Source organism: Thioclava kandeliae, assembly GCF_040297545.1.
GTDB classification, from domain to species: domain Bacteria; phylum Pseudomonadota; class Alphaproteobacteria; order Rhodobacterales; family Rhodobacteraceae; genus Thioclava; species Thioclava kandeliae.
In genome coordinates this window covers 100,849-115,609 of the sequence record NZ_JAYWLC010000005.1, presented here as the reverse complement: position 1 = coordinate 115,609, position 14,761 = coordinate 100,849, and the positions used below count along the sequence as shown (strand labels likewise).

Sequence of the window (14,761 nt, the reverse complement as noted above, 5' to 3'; positions counted from 1 at the left end):
ATCCGGACATAGTCATCTTTTTGCGATCCGTCGGGGAACCCGGCGGATTTTTGCTTGTTCCTATGGTGGAAAGTTTTTGTGAGATAGTCCATAAGCGCCACGAAATGTCGTTTTTGGAATATCCCTTTGCGGACGCGACCCTGTGATGGGTCGGGGCTGTGCGGAAAATCGCGCAGCACGGGCCGTGCGGCGTTCTGGCCGCGGGGCTCACCAGAACGATAAAAGTGAAACGGGACAGGAGAGACTGCATGGCAGAGTCAAGGGATCAGGATGAAGATCTGGGTGTACCCGCGCCCGAGGGCACGGCTGCCCCGATCGATACCGATTACAGCGTCGGTCAGGATAATATCGAAGGCAGTGTCGGGCGGATCGCGTTCGACATCCATAACCCGGTTTTCGCCATCTCCGGCGCGGCTGTCGTTCTTTTCGTGCTGTTTACGTTGGTCTTCCCCGACACCGCGCAGGGCCTCTTCAGCTGGCTCTTCTCGTCGGTGACCGGCGGGTTCGACTGGTTCTTCCTGACGGCGGGCGACATCTTCGTGCTGTTCAGCCTGTTCCTGATCGTCTCGCCTTGGGGCAAGATCCGCTTGGGCGGGTCCGAGGCCACGCCTGATTTCGGTTATCCGGCATGGTTTGCCATGCTCTTTGCCGCAGGCATGGGCATCGGGCTGATGTTCTATGGCGTGGGCGAGCCGCTGACCCATTTCTCGACTTCTTTCGCCGGTGCCGCCGGTGCGCCGCTTGGCGGGGCCGAGGGCGACAACGAGGCCGCCTTCAAGCTGGGTATGGCCGCGACCATCTATCACTGGGCGCTGCATCCTTGGGCGATCTATGCGGTTCTGGCCCTCGCGCTGGCGCTGTTCTCCTATAACAAGGGCCTGCCGCTGACGATCCGCTCGGCCTTCTACCCGATTTTGGGCGAGCGCATCTGGGGCTGGCCGGGCCATGTCATCGATATTCTGGCGGTATTCGCGACGCTCTTCGGTCTGGCGACCTCGCTGGGCCTTGGCGCCACGCAGGCCAATGCCGGTCTGCATGCGGTCTTCGGTATTCCGATCTCGACCACCATCCAGGTGATCCTGATTGCGGCCATCACCGGTGTCGCGTTGATCTCGGTGCTGCGCGGGCTCGAGGGCGGCGTGCAGAAACTCTCCGAGATCAATATGATTCTCGCGCTGGTGCTTCTGCTTTTCGTGCTGTTCACCGGTCCGACGCTGACGCTTCTGGGCGATATCGGCACGGGGCTTGGCGCCTATCTGACCGAGCTTCCGGCGCTGTCGAACCCGTTCGGGCGTGAGGATACCGGCTTTGTTCAGGGCTGGACCTCCTATTACTGGGCATGGTGGATCAGCTGGTCGCCGTTCGTGGGCATGTTCATCGCGCGTGTCTCGCGCGGGCGCACCGTGCGCGAGTTCATCGTCTGCGTGCTGCTGATCCCGTCGCTGGCCTGTGTGGTCTGGATGTCGATCTTTGGCGGTGTCGCGCTGCAACAGGTGATCATGGATGGCTATCAGGGCGCGGTGGATGCCGATATCTCGGTGAAGTTGTTCCGTGTGCTCGATCAGCTGCCGCTGTCGCAGATCACCTCGGTGGTGGGTGTGATCCTCGTGATCGTGTTCTTCGTGACCTCCTCGGATTCGGGCTCGCTGGTGATCGACACGATCACCGCAGGCGGTAAGGTCGATGCGCCGGTCCCGCAACGTGTGTTCTGGGCGACCTTCGAGGGCGTCGTGGCGATTGTGCTGCTACTGGGCGGTGGCCTGTCGGCCCTGCAATCGATGGTCATCTCGACGGGGTTGCCCTTCACCATCGTGCTTCTGGTGATGTGCTATTCCATCGTGAAGGGGCTGCAGGCGGAAAAGAAGGCCTGAGCGAGATCTCCGGACTGTGAAACGGGCGCCTTTCGGGGCGCCCGTTTCCATTTGATCCATGCGTCCTATCTGTGGAGCCCATGCCCGAGGAGGCCCGCATGACCTATGACCACCCCGCAGATGTTCTGGAGTTCTGGTTCGCGCCCGAGCACCGCGAGAGCTGGTTCGAGAAGAACGAGCTGTTCGACGGCCTTATCCGCGACCGGTTCGGGCCGCTACAGGCGCAGGCCACAGAGGGCGCCCTGGCGGCATGGCGCGAGAAGGCCGAAAGCGCTCTGGCGCTGGTGATCCTGCTCGACCAGTTTCCCCGCAATATGTTCCGTGGAACGGGCCATGCTTTTGCCAGCGATGCCCGGGCGCGCGAGGTGGCCGGGCACGCTCTGACGCAGGGATTTGATGCGCAGATAAAGGCGCTCGACCCACAGGCACCGGCCTTTTTCTATCTGCCCTTCATGCATTCCGAGGATCTGGCCGATCAGGACCGCGCCGTAGCGCTTTACGAGGCGGCGGAGGATGAGAACGGGTTGCGCTTTGCCCATGCACATCGCGACATCATCGCGCGGTTCGGGCGTTTCCCGCATCGCAACGCGGCGCTCAAACGCGAGAGCACCAAGGAAGAACTGGCCTTTCTGGAAACACATAAAGGCTTTTGACGCCTTTTTCTCCGTGGGCAGAGGCCCTATGATCGGGCCCAAGACAAGAGGATCATGATGACCGACACCGATAGCCTGACGCCCGAAGAGATCACCGCATTGTTCACCCGCGCGGATGGGCAATACCATTTCGCGCGCTGGGGCCGTCCGATCGTGCCGATCGTGTTCGGGGTGCAGGAAGAGACGCTGCAGATCATGAAGGGCGCGCTGGAGGCGATTGCCGCCCTCTCGGGTCATAAGCTGGCCGAGACCGATCCCGAGATTGGCGCCAATCTGATGATCTTCTTCTTCCGCGACTGGCAGGAGCTGCTGGAGGTGCCCAATCTCGACCATATGCTCCCCGGATTGCAGGATCTGGTCGTCCGGCTTGATGATGCGGGGGCCACCCATTACCGCACCTTCCGCTTCGATGATCAGGGGGCGATCCGCGCCTGTTTCAGCTTCGTGCGGATGGACGAGGCCATGGCCGAGGTGCCCGCCGAGACCATCGCGCTGGGGCAGGCGGTGCAGATGATCCTTGCATGGGGCAACGAGGCCTGGACCGGGCGCTCGCCTCTGGGATTGGCGCGCGGGGCGGCGGTGCTGCGCCCCGAGGTGGCAGCGGTGATTGCCGCGGCCTATGATCCGGTGATGCCTGCCGTGTCCGGGGACGCCTCCCATGCGCTGCGCCTCTTCGCCCGCGCCAACATGATGCGCGAGAAGGCCGAGGCCGCAAGCGCCCGCATGGCGCAGGATATGGCCGAGGCCAAGCTGGCGCCAAAAGGGTAAAGTGATGGCCTTCGCGTTTCCCGTCCGCGTCTATTACGAAGATACCGATCTGGCCGGCATCGTCTACTATGCCAATTACCTGAAATTCATCGAGCGCGGCCGCAGTGAGTGGATCCGCTCGCTGGGTGTCGATCAGGCGCGCATGAAAGCCGAGACGGGCACTGTCTTTGCCGTGCGACGGGTTGAGGCGGATTATCTCAAGCCCGCCAGATTCGATGACGAGCTTGTTGTGATGACGCGGTTGGTCGCCGAGACCGGTGCGCGGATCGTGCTTGCACAGGAGGTGACACGGGCGGGGGAGGTGCTGTTTTCGGCGCAGGTCACGCTTGTCTGCCTTAACGAAACGGGGGCGGCACAGCGGATATCTGCCGAAATACGCCGGAAGCTGGCTCCAAGCCTGCATTGAGTGCGCAATTCGCCCCTAGGTGACGTAGATGTTATGGCGCGCCCCCTTTATGTGCGCTAAAATCGCTGCCAATCAACCCGCGACAAACGCGGCCCCTATTTGACGAGCAGTAGACCGATGGAAACAGACGTGCTTGGCACGGCGCAGCAGATGGATTTCTCGCTGCTTGCCCTTTTTGCCCATGCCTCCCTAACCGTAAAACTCGTGGTAATCGTGCTGATGCTGTCCAGCTTCTGGTCCTGGGCGATCATCATCCGCAAGTTCATTTCGTTCCGCGCGGCACGCCGCGAGGCCGAGACTTTCGATCAGGCCTTCTGGTCGGGCGAGCCGCTCGATGAGCTGTTCGAGCAGATCGGCACCCGTCCCGATGGCGCGAGCGAGAAGATCTTTGCCGCAGGTATGCTGGAATGGCGCCGCAGCCACCGGCAGGATGGCAACCTGATCGCGGGTGCGCAATCGCGTATCGAGCGCTCGATGGATGTCGCGATCACCAAGGAAAGCGAGAGGCTCAATCACGGGCTGCAATTCCTCGCGACTGTCGGGTCGACCGCGCCCTTCGTCGGTCTCTTCGGGACCGTCTGGGGGATCAAGGTGGCGTTCGAGGAGATCGCGATCTCGCAGAACACCTCGCTGGCCGTCGTGGCCCCGGGGATTTCAGAAGCACTTGTGGCCACCGCCATCGGTCTGCTGGCCGCAATCCCCGCCGTGATCTTCTACAACAAGCTCTCGGGCGATGCCGACCGCATCGTTGGCGGCTACGAGGCCTTCTCGGACGAGTTCTCCACCATCCTCTCGCGCCAGCTGGACGCCTGATCCATGGGCGGTGGCGTAGCAAAGAACTCCAACCGGAGAGGGCGTCGCGGACGCGGGAAGCATCAGGCCATGGCCGAGATCAACATCACGCCGATGGTCGATGTGATGATGGTGCTTCTGGTCATCTTCATGGTGGCTGCGCCGATGATGACCGTCGGTGTGCCGCTGGAGCTGCCCAAGACCTCTGCCAAGGCGGTGCCGACCGAGCAGGAAGAGCCGCTTACGGTGTCGCTGCAGCTGGATGGCACGGTGTCGCTGATGAATTCGAGCGTGCCAGAGGACGAGCTGGTGGGCCGTCTGGAGGCGATCGCCAAGGAGCGCGAGAGCAACAAGATCTATCTGCGCGCCGATGGTGGTATCAATTATTCCCGTGTGGTCGAAGTGATGGGCGCGCTCAATGGCGCGGGCTTCAACAACATCACTCTGGTGACCGAATCCGGTGGTCCGTCGCTGACGGGACCGGCGAAACAGTAAGCGCAAGGCACGCAACTACATGCGGACGGAACGGGCATATAAGATCGGCATCTGGGTGTCGGGGATTATCCATGTAGGGATCATCCTCTGGGCTGTGCTGGGCGATCTGCTGTTTACACGCGATCCGGTCGATCCGATCCAGATGACCTCTGTATCGGTGATCTCGGATGCCGATTTCCAGGCCATGCAGGCCGCCGCCCCCAAGGCGGGCGAGGTGCAGGAAACCGCGCCGGAGGCGATCGCGGCCCCCGAGGAGGATGTCTCTCCGGCCGAAGACACGCCCGCGCCCGAGGAGGCGCCCGATCCGGCACCGCAGGAGGCCTTGGCCGAGCCCGAGCCCACGCCCGAGGCGAAGCCCGATCTATCGGATGTGCAGGAGCCCGCCGAGCCTACCGAGGTCACGGAAGTTCCGCCCTCGATGATGCCCGAGGTCGAGGAGCCGCAGGACACCGCGACGCCCGAGTTCAGCCCGCGCCCCATTGCCAAGCCCGCGCGCCGCGTCGCGCCCGATCCGATGCCCACGCCCGAGCCGGAGGCACAGGTGGCCGAGGTGCCGAAAGAGGCCACTCAAGAGGCCGAGGCCCCCGAGCCCGAGACACCCAAGGAAGAGGCACAGCAGGCGCAGGCGCCCGAGGAATCGGGCACCGAGATCGAGACCGAAGCGTCGAAGCCGGTGGAAGAGGCCAAGACCTCGGCTCCGCCCTCGAGCCCCAAGCCGCGCACCAAGCCTACCCCGCCCAAGAAGGAAGAGCCCAAACCCGAGCCGGTGAAGACCGCAGCATCGGAAAAGGCATCGGATAAACCTGCTGATAAGCCGGCAGGGAAAACGCCCGAGAAGAAAGCGGATACGCCTGCCAAGAAGCCCGCCGAGAAGAAACCGGCAGCGGCCAAACCCGCGGCACCTGCGCCCAATACCGAGAAGGCCGTGCAGGATGCGCTGGCACAGGCTCTGGGGGGCGAGGGCACCGGGGGCACCGGCAATGCGCCGATGGGGCCGCCGATGACCAGCGGCGAGAAAGACGCGCTGATCGTGGATGTGAAGCAATGCTGGAACGTGGGCGCGCTGTCGTCCGAGGCGCTGCGCACCACGGTGACCGTCTCGGTGCAGATGCAGCCCGACGGCATGCCGATCGCCAGCTCGATCAAGCTGGTGGGCTCGCAGGGGGGAAGCGATGCTGCGGCAAAACAGGCCTATGAGGCCGCGCGCCGCGCCATCATCCGCTGTGGTTCGGACGGCTTCCCGCTGCCTGCGGAGAAATATGGCCAGTGGAAGACCATCGAGATGGACTTCAACCCCTCCAAGATGAGGATGCGCTGATGCCGGAAATCCCGTTTTCGGCAAATAATCGCGAGACCGCGTGCGGATGTGATGCGCCTGTCGCGCATTCCGCGCTACAACCGACAAAACCTGCCCGTCCGCATGGGACGGGCGCGGACCAGACAAGGAGTGTTTCGATGCTGCGTATGATGATGGCCGGACTGGCTGCCGCAGGTGTGATGTCGGCGGGGCTGGTTGCCACTCCGGCCATGGCGCAGGATGGCGGCCCGCTACATGTCGAGATCACCGATGGCGTGATCGAGCCGCTGCCCTATGCGATGCCCACCTTTATCGCCGAGACGCCGGATGCCGCGAAAGTGGCGCAGGATATTTCCAGCGTGATCAATTCCGATCTCTCGGGCACCGGCCTCTTCCGCCAGATCCCGCAGGATGCCTATATCCAGCGTTTCTCGAGCTTCGGCACGCCGGTCAGCTATCCCGACTGGACGGGAATCAAGGCGCAGGCGCTGGTGGTGGGCGCGGTCTCCATGCAGGGCGGCAAGGCCGTGGTGAAATTCCGTCTGTTCGATACCTATTCCGGCGCCGAGATGGGCGAGGGCCAGCAACTGGCCGCCACGCCGCAAAGCTGGCGCCGTCTGGCGCATAAGGTTGCCGATACGATCTATTCGCGCATCACGGGCGAGGGCGGCTATTTCGACAGCCGCGTGGCCTTCGTCTCCGAAACCGGCCCCAAAAATGCCCGTCAGAAACGTCTCGCGATCATGGATTATGATGGCGCGAACGTGAATTATCTCACCGATTCCAGCACCATCGTGCTGGCGCCGCGCTTCTCTTCGGACGGGTCCAAGCTGATCTACACCACCTTCGAGACCGGCTTCCCGCGCATCAAGATGATGAATGTCGGCAATGTCAGCTCGCAGCTCCTGCCCGAGACCCCCGGCACGATGACCTTCTCGCCGCGCTTCTCGCCCGATGGCAGCTCGATCCTCTATTCGATGGAACAGAACGGCAATACCGACCTCTTCCGCATGAGCACCGGTGGCGGCGCGCCCCAGCGCCTGACCAATAGCCCTGCGATCGAGACAGCCCCCTCCTACAGCCCTGACGGCTCGCAGATCGTGTTCGAATCCGACCGTTCGGGCACCCAGCAGCTCTATGTGATGAGCGCGAATGGCGGCGAGCCCACGCGGATCTCCTTCGGCGAGGGACGCTATTCGACGCCGGTCTGGTCGCCGCGCGGTGATATGATCGCCTTCACCAAACAGCATGCGGGCCGTTTCCACATCGGCGTGATGCGCACCGACGGTTCCGAGGAGCGCCTGCTGACGGCCTCGTTCCTCGACGAGGGTCCGACCTGGTCGCCCAATGGCCGCGTGATCATGTTCACCCGCGAGAGCCCCGGTGCGAGTGGCAGCGCGAGCCTGTGGTCGGTGGATATCTCGGGCCGAAACCTCAAGAAAGTGCCGACCCCGAGTGCTGCCTCCGACGTGACGTGGTCACCGCTCCTGCAGTGACATTCCCAAGCGAGCCAAATACTGTTACCGTGCTCATGACGAGCTTCTGACATAATGGAAAAACCTATGAAAACCGCAATCAAAGCCGCCCTGCTGCTGAGCGCATTGGGCCTTGCCGCGTGTAACAATCCCGACCGCTTCGGCGACGGGTCGGGCGTCACCGATCCGGGCGGCGCTTACGGCAGCGGCTATGGCGACGGCTCGGTAAGCCAGGGCAATATCTCGGACCCGAACTCGCCCGCCTATTTCCAGAAGACCATCGGCGATATGGTCCATTTCGTGGTTGACCAGTCCACCCTGACGCCCGAAGCGACCCAGATCCTGACGCAGCAGGCACAATGGCTGACCTCGCATCCGAACTATACCGCTGTGATCGAAGGCCATGCCGACGAGCAGGGCACGCGCGAATACAACCTCGCCCTCGGTGCCCGTCGTGCAAGCTCGGTGCAATCCTTCCTGATCAGCCAAGGCGTGAGCGGCAACCGTCTGCGCACCGTCTCCTATGGTAAAGAGCGCCCGATCGCGGTCTGCTCGGCTCCCGAATGCTACGCCCAGAACCGTCGCGCCGTGACGGTGATCGCGCAAGGCGCAGGTTCCTGATGATGCGCGCGCTGAAGGGGGTAGTCTGCGGTCTGGCACTGATGGCGGGTCTGCCCGCCTTCGCGCAGGACCAGCAGTCTCTGGCCGATATCCGTTCGGAACTGGCGCAGCTCTCGACGCAGGTGCAAAGCCTGCGTCAGGAGTTGGTCTCGTCCGGTTCGCAGGGTCTGCAGGCGGCGGGCGGTGCCTCGGCGCTGCAACGTATGGATACAATGGAAGCGTCGCTCTCGCGCCTGACCTCACAGACCGAGGAACTCCAGAACAAGATCAACCGCGTTGTCAGCGATGGCACCAACCGGATCGGCGATCTGGAATTCCGTGTTTGCGAGATGGAGCAGGGCTGCGATATCGGATCTCTTGGCACGACCAAGCCGCTGGGCGGCGAGGCCGCAACCGCAGCACCGGCACCGGCGCCGGCGGCATCGAACGGATCGGGGCAATCGAGCGCCGATCTCGCGATGAACGAACAGTCGGACTTCGATCGGGCCAAGGGGGTGCTCGATCAGGGTGACTTTCCTCGCGCCGCGAAAGAGCTTGCGGCCTTTGCCCAATCCTATACGGGCGGCCCGCTGAGCGACGACGCGCTCTATTATCAGGGTGAGGCGCTGCAGAAATCCGGCGATATGGCAGGGGCGGCGCGCGCGTGGCTCAATGCCTTCTCGACCTATCCCGATGGCGACAAGGCACCGGAAAGCCTGACCAAACTGGGTTGGGCGCTGGGGCAACTCGGCCAGCGTAACGAGGCCTGCACGGCCTTGGGACAGGTGGGCACCCGCTATCCGCAGGCAACGGCCGTCTCGGAGGCACAATCCGAAATGTCGAAGCTCGGCTGTATGTGAGGCGCCCTTGTCGGACCATGAGAATACCCAGACTGCCGCGCCGTGTCGCGGCAGTTTGTCTTTGAGCTCCCCGATGCTCGAGCGATTCATTGGCCGTCTGGTCGGGCAGCGCGTGGCGCTGGCCGTGTCGGGCGGCGGGGATTCCATGGCGATGCTGTATCTGCTGGCGGGACGGCTGGATCTTTCGGTCGTGACCGTCGATCACGGGCTTCGCCCCGAAGCGGCTGACGAGGCGCGCATGGTGGGGCAGGTGGCACAAAGCCTTGGCCTTACCCATCATACGCTGCACTGGAACGCGCCTGCGGGCGGCAACCTGATGGATCAGGCGCGCCGTGCGCGGATCGGGTTGATGGGCGAATGGGCACGGGCGCAGGGCATTGGCCATATCGCGATGGCCCATACAGCCGATGACGAGCTGGAAACTTTCATCATGCGCCTTGCGCGGGCCTCGGGGCTGCAGGGCCTGTCGGGAATGCGGCATGCGTGGTGCGAGGCGGGGGTCATGTGGCACCGTCCCATGCTGGATCTCGGGCGGGGGGCGTTACGCGATTATCTGCGCAACCGAGGGGGACACTGGGCCGATGATCCGTCCAATGACAATCCCAAATACGAGCGCGTGCGCATCAGGAAGGCCGCCCCGCAACTCGCCGCACTGGGCCTGACGCCCGAGGTGATCTCTGCGAGTGTGGCCCATCTGGCCCGCGCCGAAGAGGCGCTTTCGCAGGCGCTGGTGGGGATGGTTGCGCGTCATGTGATGGTGGATCGTGGCGATGTGCTGGTGTCGCTCGAGGGGCTCGAGACCGAGCTTCAGGGAGAATTCCGGCGCAGGCTCTGGGCCGTGATTCTCGGCTGGATCAATGGCGGGGAGTATGCGCCGCGCGGCACCAAGCTGGAGGCCTTCTGCCACGATATTGGGCAAACCCGGACGCTGGCCGGTGTCCGCCGCAGCCATGACGGTGATTTTATCCGCTTTACCCGCGAGTTGGCGTCTGTTCAGGCATTGGTGGTGCAGGGGGGTGAGGTGTGGGACCGATGGCGTCTACGGGGCTCGCAGGACGGGATCGGCCTGCAGGGCCTGAGTATAGGCGCCCTTGGCGAGGCGGGGCTGGCCCTGTGCCCGGACTGGCGCGAGACAGGGCTGCCGCGCGCCTCGCTTATGGCCAGCCCCGCGGTCTGGGCAGGTGAAACGCTTGTTGCCGCCCCCTTGGCAGGGCTGCCGAATGGCTGGATCGCAGAAATTGCCGTCCCGTTTGCGCCCTCAATGCTATTCACCCGTTGAACCCTGAGCCTAAATCCCTATTTTCATTCCAACGGTTCCCCGCTCTACACTTTGGGGGGCCAAAATGAATTGGAGGTTTTTCCTTGGGTAATGCGCGCAATCTTGCCTTTTGGGCCGTGCTGTTCGTGCTGATCCTCGCCCTGTTCAACCTGTTTGGGGATGGACAGAACGCGATGAATTCGCAGCAAGTCGATTATTCCGAGTTTATTCAGGCGGTCGACAAGGGCAATGTCAGCAATGTCCAGATCGATGGGGAGGATGTGCGCTACCAGCTGAAAGACGGCACTGCGACCTATTCCACCGTCAAGCCGCTGACCGACCCGATCGCCGAGCGGCTGATCTCGTCGGGCGTGCAGGTGAAAGTGGTCAAGCAGGCACAGTCCGGCTTCATGTCGCTCTTGGGCGTCTGGTTGCCCTTCCTCGTGCTCATCGGGATCTGGATCTTCTTCATGAACCGGATGCAGGGCGGCGGCAAAGGCGGCGCGATGGGCTTCGGCAAATCCAAAGCCAAGCTTCTGACCGAAAAGCAGGGCCGCGTGACCTTTGACGATGTCGCAGGCATCGACGAGGCCAAAGAAGAGCTGGAAGAGATCGTGGAATTCCTGCGCAATCCGCAGAAATTCAGCCGCCTTGGCGGTAAGATCCCGAAAGGCGCATTGCTGGTTGGCCCCCCGGGGACTGGTAAGACGCTTCTGGCGCGCGCGATTGCGGGCGAGGCGGGCGTGCCCTTCTTCACCATCTCGGGCTCCGACTTCGTGGAGATGTTCGTGGGTGTCGGTGCAAGCCGCGTCCGTGACATGTTCGAACAGGCCAAGAAAAACGCGCCCTGTATTGTCTTCATCGACGAGATCGACGCTGTGGGCCGTGCCCGTGGTGTGGGCATCGGCGGCGGCAATGACGAGCGCGAACAGACCCTCAACCAGCTACTGGTCGAGATGGATGGTTTCGAGGCCAATGAGGGCATCATCATCGTTGCCGCGACCAACCGCCGCGATGTGCTGGACCCCGCTTTGCTGCGTCCGGGCCGTTTCGACCGTCAGATCCATGTGCCGAACCCCGATATCAAGGGCCGCGAGAAGATCCTGACCGTCCATGCCCGCAAGGTTCCCGTTGGTCCCGATGTCGATCTGCGCACCATCGCGCGCGGCACGCCGGGCTTCTCGGGGGCGGACCTCATGAACCTCGTCAACGAGGCGGCGCTGATGGCGGCACGCGTTGGCCGCCGGTTCGTGACGATGGAGGATTTCGAGCAGGCCAAAGATAAGGTCATGCTCGGTGTCGAGCGCCGCTCGATGATCCTGACGCCCGAGCAGAAGGAAATGACTGCCTATCACGAAGCCGGTCACGCCATTGTCGGCCTTGCGCTGCCCAAATGCGATCCGGTCTACAAGGCCACGATCATTCCGCGCGGTCAGGCGCTGGGTATGGTGGTGAGCCTCCCCGAGATGGACAAGCTGAACTACCACAAGGACGAGGCCAAGCAGAAGATCGCCATGACCATGGCGGGCAAGGCGGCCGAGATCAAGAAATGGGGTCCCGACCATGTGTCGAACGGTCCGGCGGGCGATATCCAGCAGGCATCGGCCATTGCGCGCGCGATGGTGATGCGTTGGGGCATGTCCGATAAGGTCGGCAATATCGACTATGCCGAGGCGCATGAGGGCTATTCCGGCAATACCGCTGGCTTCTCGGTTTCGGCGGCGACCAAGCAGCTGATCGAGGAAGAGGTCCGTGAGCTGATCGAGGAGGGCTACCGCGAGGCGGTGCGCATTATCGACGAGCAGGAAGTCGAGTGGGAACGCCTTGCGCAGGGCCTGCTGGAATACGAGACCCTGACCGGCGCAGAGATCAAGAAAGTCATCAAGGGCGAGGCTCTGGGTGGCGGTGATGACGACACCCCCACCGGTGGTCTGCCGACGGTGACCTCGGTGCCCAAAGCCAAAACCGAGGAGGTGAAGCCCGAGGGCACGCCCGACGGGACAGAGCCGACCGCTTAAGCAAGCTACAATCCGGTAGATGGGCCGCCCTTCGGGGCGGCCTTTTCCATGCGACGCAACGACTGTGCTTGACCTTTGCGACAACTCTCCCAAGCATGTGTCCCAGAAGGCATTTCGCGATCGGACAGGGAAACTCATGCCGGCATTGAGACGGACCGGATATCAGGCAGAGATCGTCTGGTTGGGCATCGTGCCACAGGGCCAGATGCAATCGGTGGCGGTGGACCGGATGGAACTGGATTTCGAGGGGCCGCTCGGCGAGGCGCATCGTGGATATACGCGCGCCTCCTGCTCGCGGGTCACCGGGCAGTTTGCCAAGGGCACCGAGATCGCCAATACCCGCCAGTTGAGCATCCTGTCAGCGGAGGAGATGGCCGAGACCGCTTTCGTCATGCGCATCCCCGAGCTGAAGCCCGAATGGGTGGGGGCCTCCATCGTGCTGCGTGGCCTGCCGGATTTCACGCATATCCCGCCCTCCTCGCGGCTGCAGAGCGAGGAGGGGGTCTCGCTGGTTGTGGATCTCGAGAACCTGCCCTGTGTCCAGCCTGGGATAGAGATCGCCAAGACCTATCCCGACAAGGGAAAAGCCTATAAGCCCGCAGCCCTCGGGCGGCGCGGGGTCACCGCATGGGTCGAACGCCCAGGCGGATTGAGACTGGGCCAGCTTGTCGATCTGTGGGTGCCTACGCAACGGGTCTGGCGGCAGGGCGAGGGCGAGGGCTGAACCGGATGCCTGTAAATGGCCGGCTTAGGTCGCATCCAGAACAGGGCCTTCTCCAGATCGCGCATAGTTTCTTCCCGACACGTCCGGCAAGCCGGTTTCGGGGGCTTATGGCCTCAAACCCTTGTCTTGGGATTAGGGGTCTGCGATAGGAGGCTGACCTGTTCTTTTGTGTGGAGATGCCGATGCTCGATCCGAAAACTGTCGCTTCGATGCGGGAGCTACGCGTCGAGATCGACCGGCTGGACCGGCAGATTGTCGAGCAGCTGACCTACCGGCTGAGCCTGATCGACCGTGCGATCGATCTGAAACCCTCGGAAGGGCTGCCCGCGCGGATCGAGGAACGGGTCGAGGATGTGGTCGCCAAGGTCAAGGCGCATGCCGTGCAGACCGGCGGAGACGTGGAACTATTCGAGCAGCTCTATCGCATCATGATCGAGGCATCGATCCTGCGCGAGGAGCGGGTTCTTGGCACAGGAGACGTGAAATGAGTGCGACGATCATTGATGGTAAGGCTTTCGCGGCCACGGTGCGCGAGAAAGTCGCCGCACAGGTAGCCAAGCTGAAGGAAGATCACGGGATCACCCCCGGTCTGGCCGTGGTTCTGGTGGGCGAGGACCCGGCATCGGAAGTCTATGTGCGCAACAAGGGCAAGCAGACCGTCGAGGTCGGCATGAATTCCTACGAGCACAAGCTTGATGCCGCCACTTCGGAAGCCGAGCTTCTGGCCCTGATCGCCAAGCTCAATGCCGATCCGGCCGTGCATGGTATTCTGGTGCAGCTCCCTCTGCCCAAACATCTCAACGAGGATCTGGTGATCAACTCGATCGATCCGGCCAAGGATGTCGACGGCTTCCATATCTCCAATGTCGGCCTTCTGGCCACTGGGCAGAAATCCATGGTGCCCTGCACGCCGCTCGGCTGCCTGATGATGCTGCGCGACCATCACGGCTCGCTCTCGGGGCTGAATGCGGTGGTCGTCGGGCGTTCCAATATCGTGGGCAAGCCGATGGCCCAGCTGTTGCTGCGTGACAGCTGCACGGTGACGGTGGCGCATTCGCGCACCAAGGATATCGAATCTGTCTGCCGCTCTGCTGATATTCTGGTGGCGGCCGTTGGCCGTCCCGAGATGATCAAGGGGGATTGGGTGAAACCCGGTGCGACAGTGATCGATGTGGGTATCAACCGCATTCCCGCGCCCGAAAAGGGCGAGGGCAAGAACCGCTTGGTGGGCGATGTCGATTTCGCTTCCGCCGCTCAGGTGGCCGGTGCCATCACGCCGGTGCCCGGTGGTGTCGGTCCGATGACCATCGCCTGCCTGCTGGCCAATACCTTGACCGCCTGTGCGCGGGCCAATGGTCTGGCAGAGCCTGAAGGGTTGACTGCGTAATCCGCCCACACGCGGGGATTGAATGATAAGGGCAGGCGTCGGAAAAGTCTCCGGCGCCTGTCTCGTTTTTGCGACGCTTCCCGCTCATGGACGCATTTTCTTTCATTCTGCGATATGGTTGAGGAGGTAAGCTGGGTTAAAGCTTATTATATCCTCC

General features: G+C 62.8%; 15 protein-coding genes. All 15 read left to right on the top strand.

Features of this window, described 5'->3' with window-relative positions:
* Positions 1–248 precede the first annotated feature (248 nt).
* Positions 249–1,871 (top strand): BCCT family transporter, encoded by a 1,623-nt coding sequence (locus VSX56_RS08275; RefSeq protein ID WP_339114241.1) that lies wholly within the window; start codon positions 249–251, stop codon positions 1,869–1,871.
* 98 nt (positions 1,872–1,969) lie between these two features.
* Positions 1,970–2,524, top strand: a complete 555-nt coding sequence (locus VSX56_RS08270) for a DUF924 family protein (protein ID WP_350936308.1) — start codon at positions 1,970–1,972, stop codon at positions 2,522–2,524.
* A 57-nt stretch (positions 2,525–2,581) separates the two neighbouring features.
* The gene (locus tag VSX56_RS08265; protein ID WP_339114462.1) at positions 2,582–3,292 is read left to right on the top strand and encodes a hypothetical protein; all 711 of its coding nucleotides are present in this window, start codon (positions 2,582–2,584) and stop codon (positions 3,290–3,292) included.
* A 4-nt stretch (positions 3,293–3,296) separates the two neighbouring features.
* Positions 3,297–3,698: a tol-pal system-associated acyl-CoA thioesterase gene (gene ybgC, locus VSX56_RS08260; RefSeq protein WP_339114243.1), complete on the top strand. Its 402-nt coding sequence runs from the start codon at positions 3,297–3,299 to the stop codon at positions 3,696–3,698.
* A gap of 117 nt (positions 3,699–3,815) precedes the next feature.
* Positions 3,816–4,511 carry a protein TolQ gene (gene tolQ / locus VSX56_RS08255; protein WP_339114244.1) on the top strand — a complete coding sequence of 232 codons (696 nt, stop codon included), beginning with the start codon at positions 3,816–3,818 and terminating at the stop codon, positions 4,509–4,511.
* Between the two features lie 3 nt (positions 4,512–4,514).
* Positions 4,515–4,985 (top strand): ExbD/TolR family protein, encoded by a 471-nt coding sequence (locus tag VSX56_RS08250; protein WP_339114245.1) that lies wholly within the window; start codon positions 4,515–4,517, stop codon positions 4,983–4,985.
* Between the two features lie 19 nt (positions 4,986–5,004).
* A complete protein-coding gene (locus VSX56_RS08245; RefSeq protein WP_350936304.1) occupies positions 5,005–6,303 on the top strand; it encodes a cell envelope biogenesis protein TolA in 1,299 nt (432 codons plus the stop codon).
* 146 nt (positions 6,304–6,449) lie between these two features.
* Positions 6,450–7,778, top strand: coding sequence for a Tol-Pal system beta propeller repeat protein TolB (gene tolB / locus VSX56_RS08240; protein WP_339114463.1), 1,329 nt, complete (start codon positions 6,450–6,452; stop codon positions 7,776–7,778).
* Positions 7,779–7,844: 66 nt separating this feature from the next.
* On the top strand, positions 7,845–8,378 hold the full coding sequence (pal, locus tag VSX56_RS08235; protein ID WP_339114247.1) for a peptidoglycan-associated lipoprotein Pal: 534 nt from the start codon (positions 7,845–7,847) through the stop codon (positions 8,376–8,378).
* A 2-nt stretch (positions 8,379–8,380) separates the two neighbouring features.
* Entirely contained in the window at positions 8,381–9,217 is an 837-nt protein-coding gene (ybgF, locus tag VSX56_RS08230) for a tol-pal system protein YbgF (protein ID WP_339114464.1), read from the top strand.
* A 73-nt stretch (positions 9,218–9,290) separates the two neighbouring features.
* Positions 9,291–10,496 (top strand): tRNA lysidine(34) synthetase TilS, encoded by a 1,206-nt coding sequence (tilS, locus tag VSX56_RS08225; RefSeq protein ID WP_350936302.1) that lies wholly within the window; start codon positions 9,291–9,293, stop codon positions 10,494–10,496.
* A gap of 83 nt (positions 10,497–10,579) precedes the next feature.
* Entirely contained in the window at positions 10,580–12,493 is a 1,914-nt protein-coding gene (gene ftsH, locus VSX56_RS08220) for an ATP-dependent zinc metalloprotease FtsH (RefSeq protein ID WP_339114249.1), read from the top strand.
* A 136-nt stretch (positions 12,494–12,629) separates the two neighbouring features.
* Positions 12,630–13,217 carry an MOSC domain-containing protein gene (locus VSX56_RS08215; protein ID WP_339114250.1) on the top strand — a complete coding sequence of 196 codons (588 nt, stop codon included), beginning with the start codon at positions 12,630–12,632 and terminating at the stop codon, positions 13,215–13,217.
* A gap of 182 nt (positions 13,218–13,399) precedes the next feature.
* On the top strand, positions 13,400–13,705 hold the full coding sequence (locus VSX56_RS08210) for a chorismate mutase (RefSeq protein WP_339114251.1): 306 nt from the start codon (positions 13,400–13,402) through the stop codon (positions 13,703–13,705).
* Positions 13,702–14,604, top strand: a complete 903-nt coding sequence (folD, locus tag VSX56_RS08205; protein ID WP_339114252.1) for a bifunctional methylenetetrahydrofolate dehydrogenase/methenyltetrahydrofolate cyclohydrolase FolD — start codon at positions 13,702–13,704, stop codon at positions 14,602–14,604. The genes VSX56_RS08210 and folD overlap by 4 nt, the downstream gene beginning before the upstream one ends.
* Positions 14,605–14,761 lie beyond the last annotated feature (157 nt).

Excerpts from the sequence above, each read along its gene's own strand:
- VSX56_RS08275 (WP_339114241.1), top strand. The coding sequence starts at position 249 with ATGGCAGAGTCAAGGGATCAGGATGAAGATCTGGGTGTACCCGCGCCC.
- VSX56_RS08270 (WP_350936308.1), top strand. The coding sequence starts at position 1,970 with ATGACCTATGACCACCCCGCAGATGTTCTGGAGTTCTGGTTCGCGCCC.
- VSX56_RS08265 (WP_339114462.1), top strand. The coding sequence starts at position 2,582 with ATGACCGACACCGATAGCCTGACGCCCGAAGAGATCACCGCATTGTTC.
- ybgC (WP_339114243.1), top strand. The coding sequence starts at position 3,297 with ATGGCCTTCGCGTTTCCCGTCCGCGTCTATTACGAAGATACCGATCTG.
- tolQ (WP_339114244.1), top strand. The coding sequence starts at position 3,816 with ATGGAAACAGACGTGCTTGGCACGGCGCAGCAGATGGATTTCTCGCTG.
- VSX56_RS08250 (WP_339114245.1), top strand. The coding sequence starts at position 4,515 with ATGGGCGGTGGCGTAGCAAAGAACTCCAACCGGAGAGGGCGTCGCGGA.
- VSX56_RS08245 (WP_350936304.1), top strand. The coding sequence starts at position 5,005 with ATGCGGACGGAACGGGCATATAAGATCGGCATCTGGGTGTCGGGGATT.
- tolB (WP_339114463.1), top strand. The coding sequence starts at position 6,450 with ATGATGATGGCCGGACTGGCTGCCGCAGGTGTGATGTCGGCGGGGCTG.
- pal (WP_339114247.1), top strand. The coding sequence starts at position 7,845 with ATGAAAACCGCAATCAAAGCCGCCCTGCTGCTGAGCGCATTGGGCCTT.
- ybgF (WP_339114464.1), top strand. The coding sequence starts at position 8,381 with ATGCGCGCGCTGAAGGGGGTAGTCTGCGGTCTGGCACTGATGGCGGGT.
- tilS (WP_350936302.1), top strand. The coding sequence starts at position 9,291 with ATGCTCGAGCGATTCATTGGCCGTCTGGTCGGGCAGCGCGTGGCGCTG.
- VSX56_RS08215 (WP_339114250.1), top strand. The coding sequence starts at position 12,630 with ATGCCGGCATTGAGACGGACCGGATATCAGGCAGAGATCGTCTGGTTG.
- VSX56_RS08210 (WP_339114251.1), top strand. The coding sequence starts at position 13,400 with ATGCTCGATCCGAAAACTGTCGCTTCGATGCGGGAGCTACGCGTCGAG.
- folD (WP_339114252.1), top strand. The coding sequence starts at position 13,702 with ATGAGTGCGACGATCATTGATGGTAAGGCTTTCGCGGCCACGGTGCGC.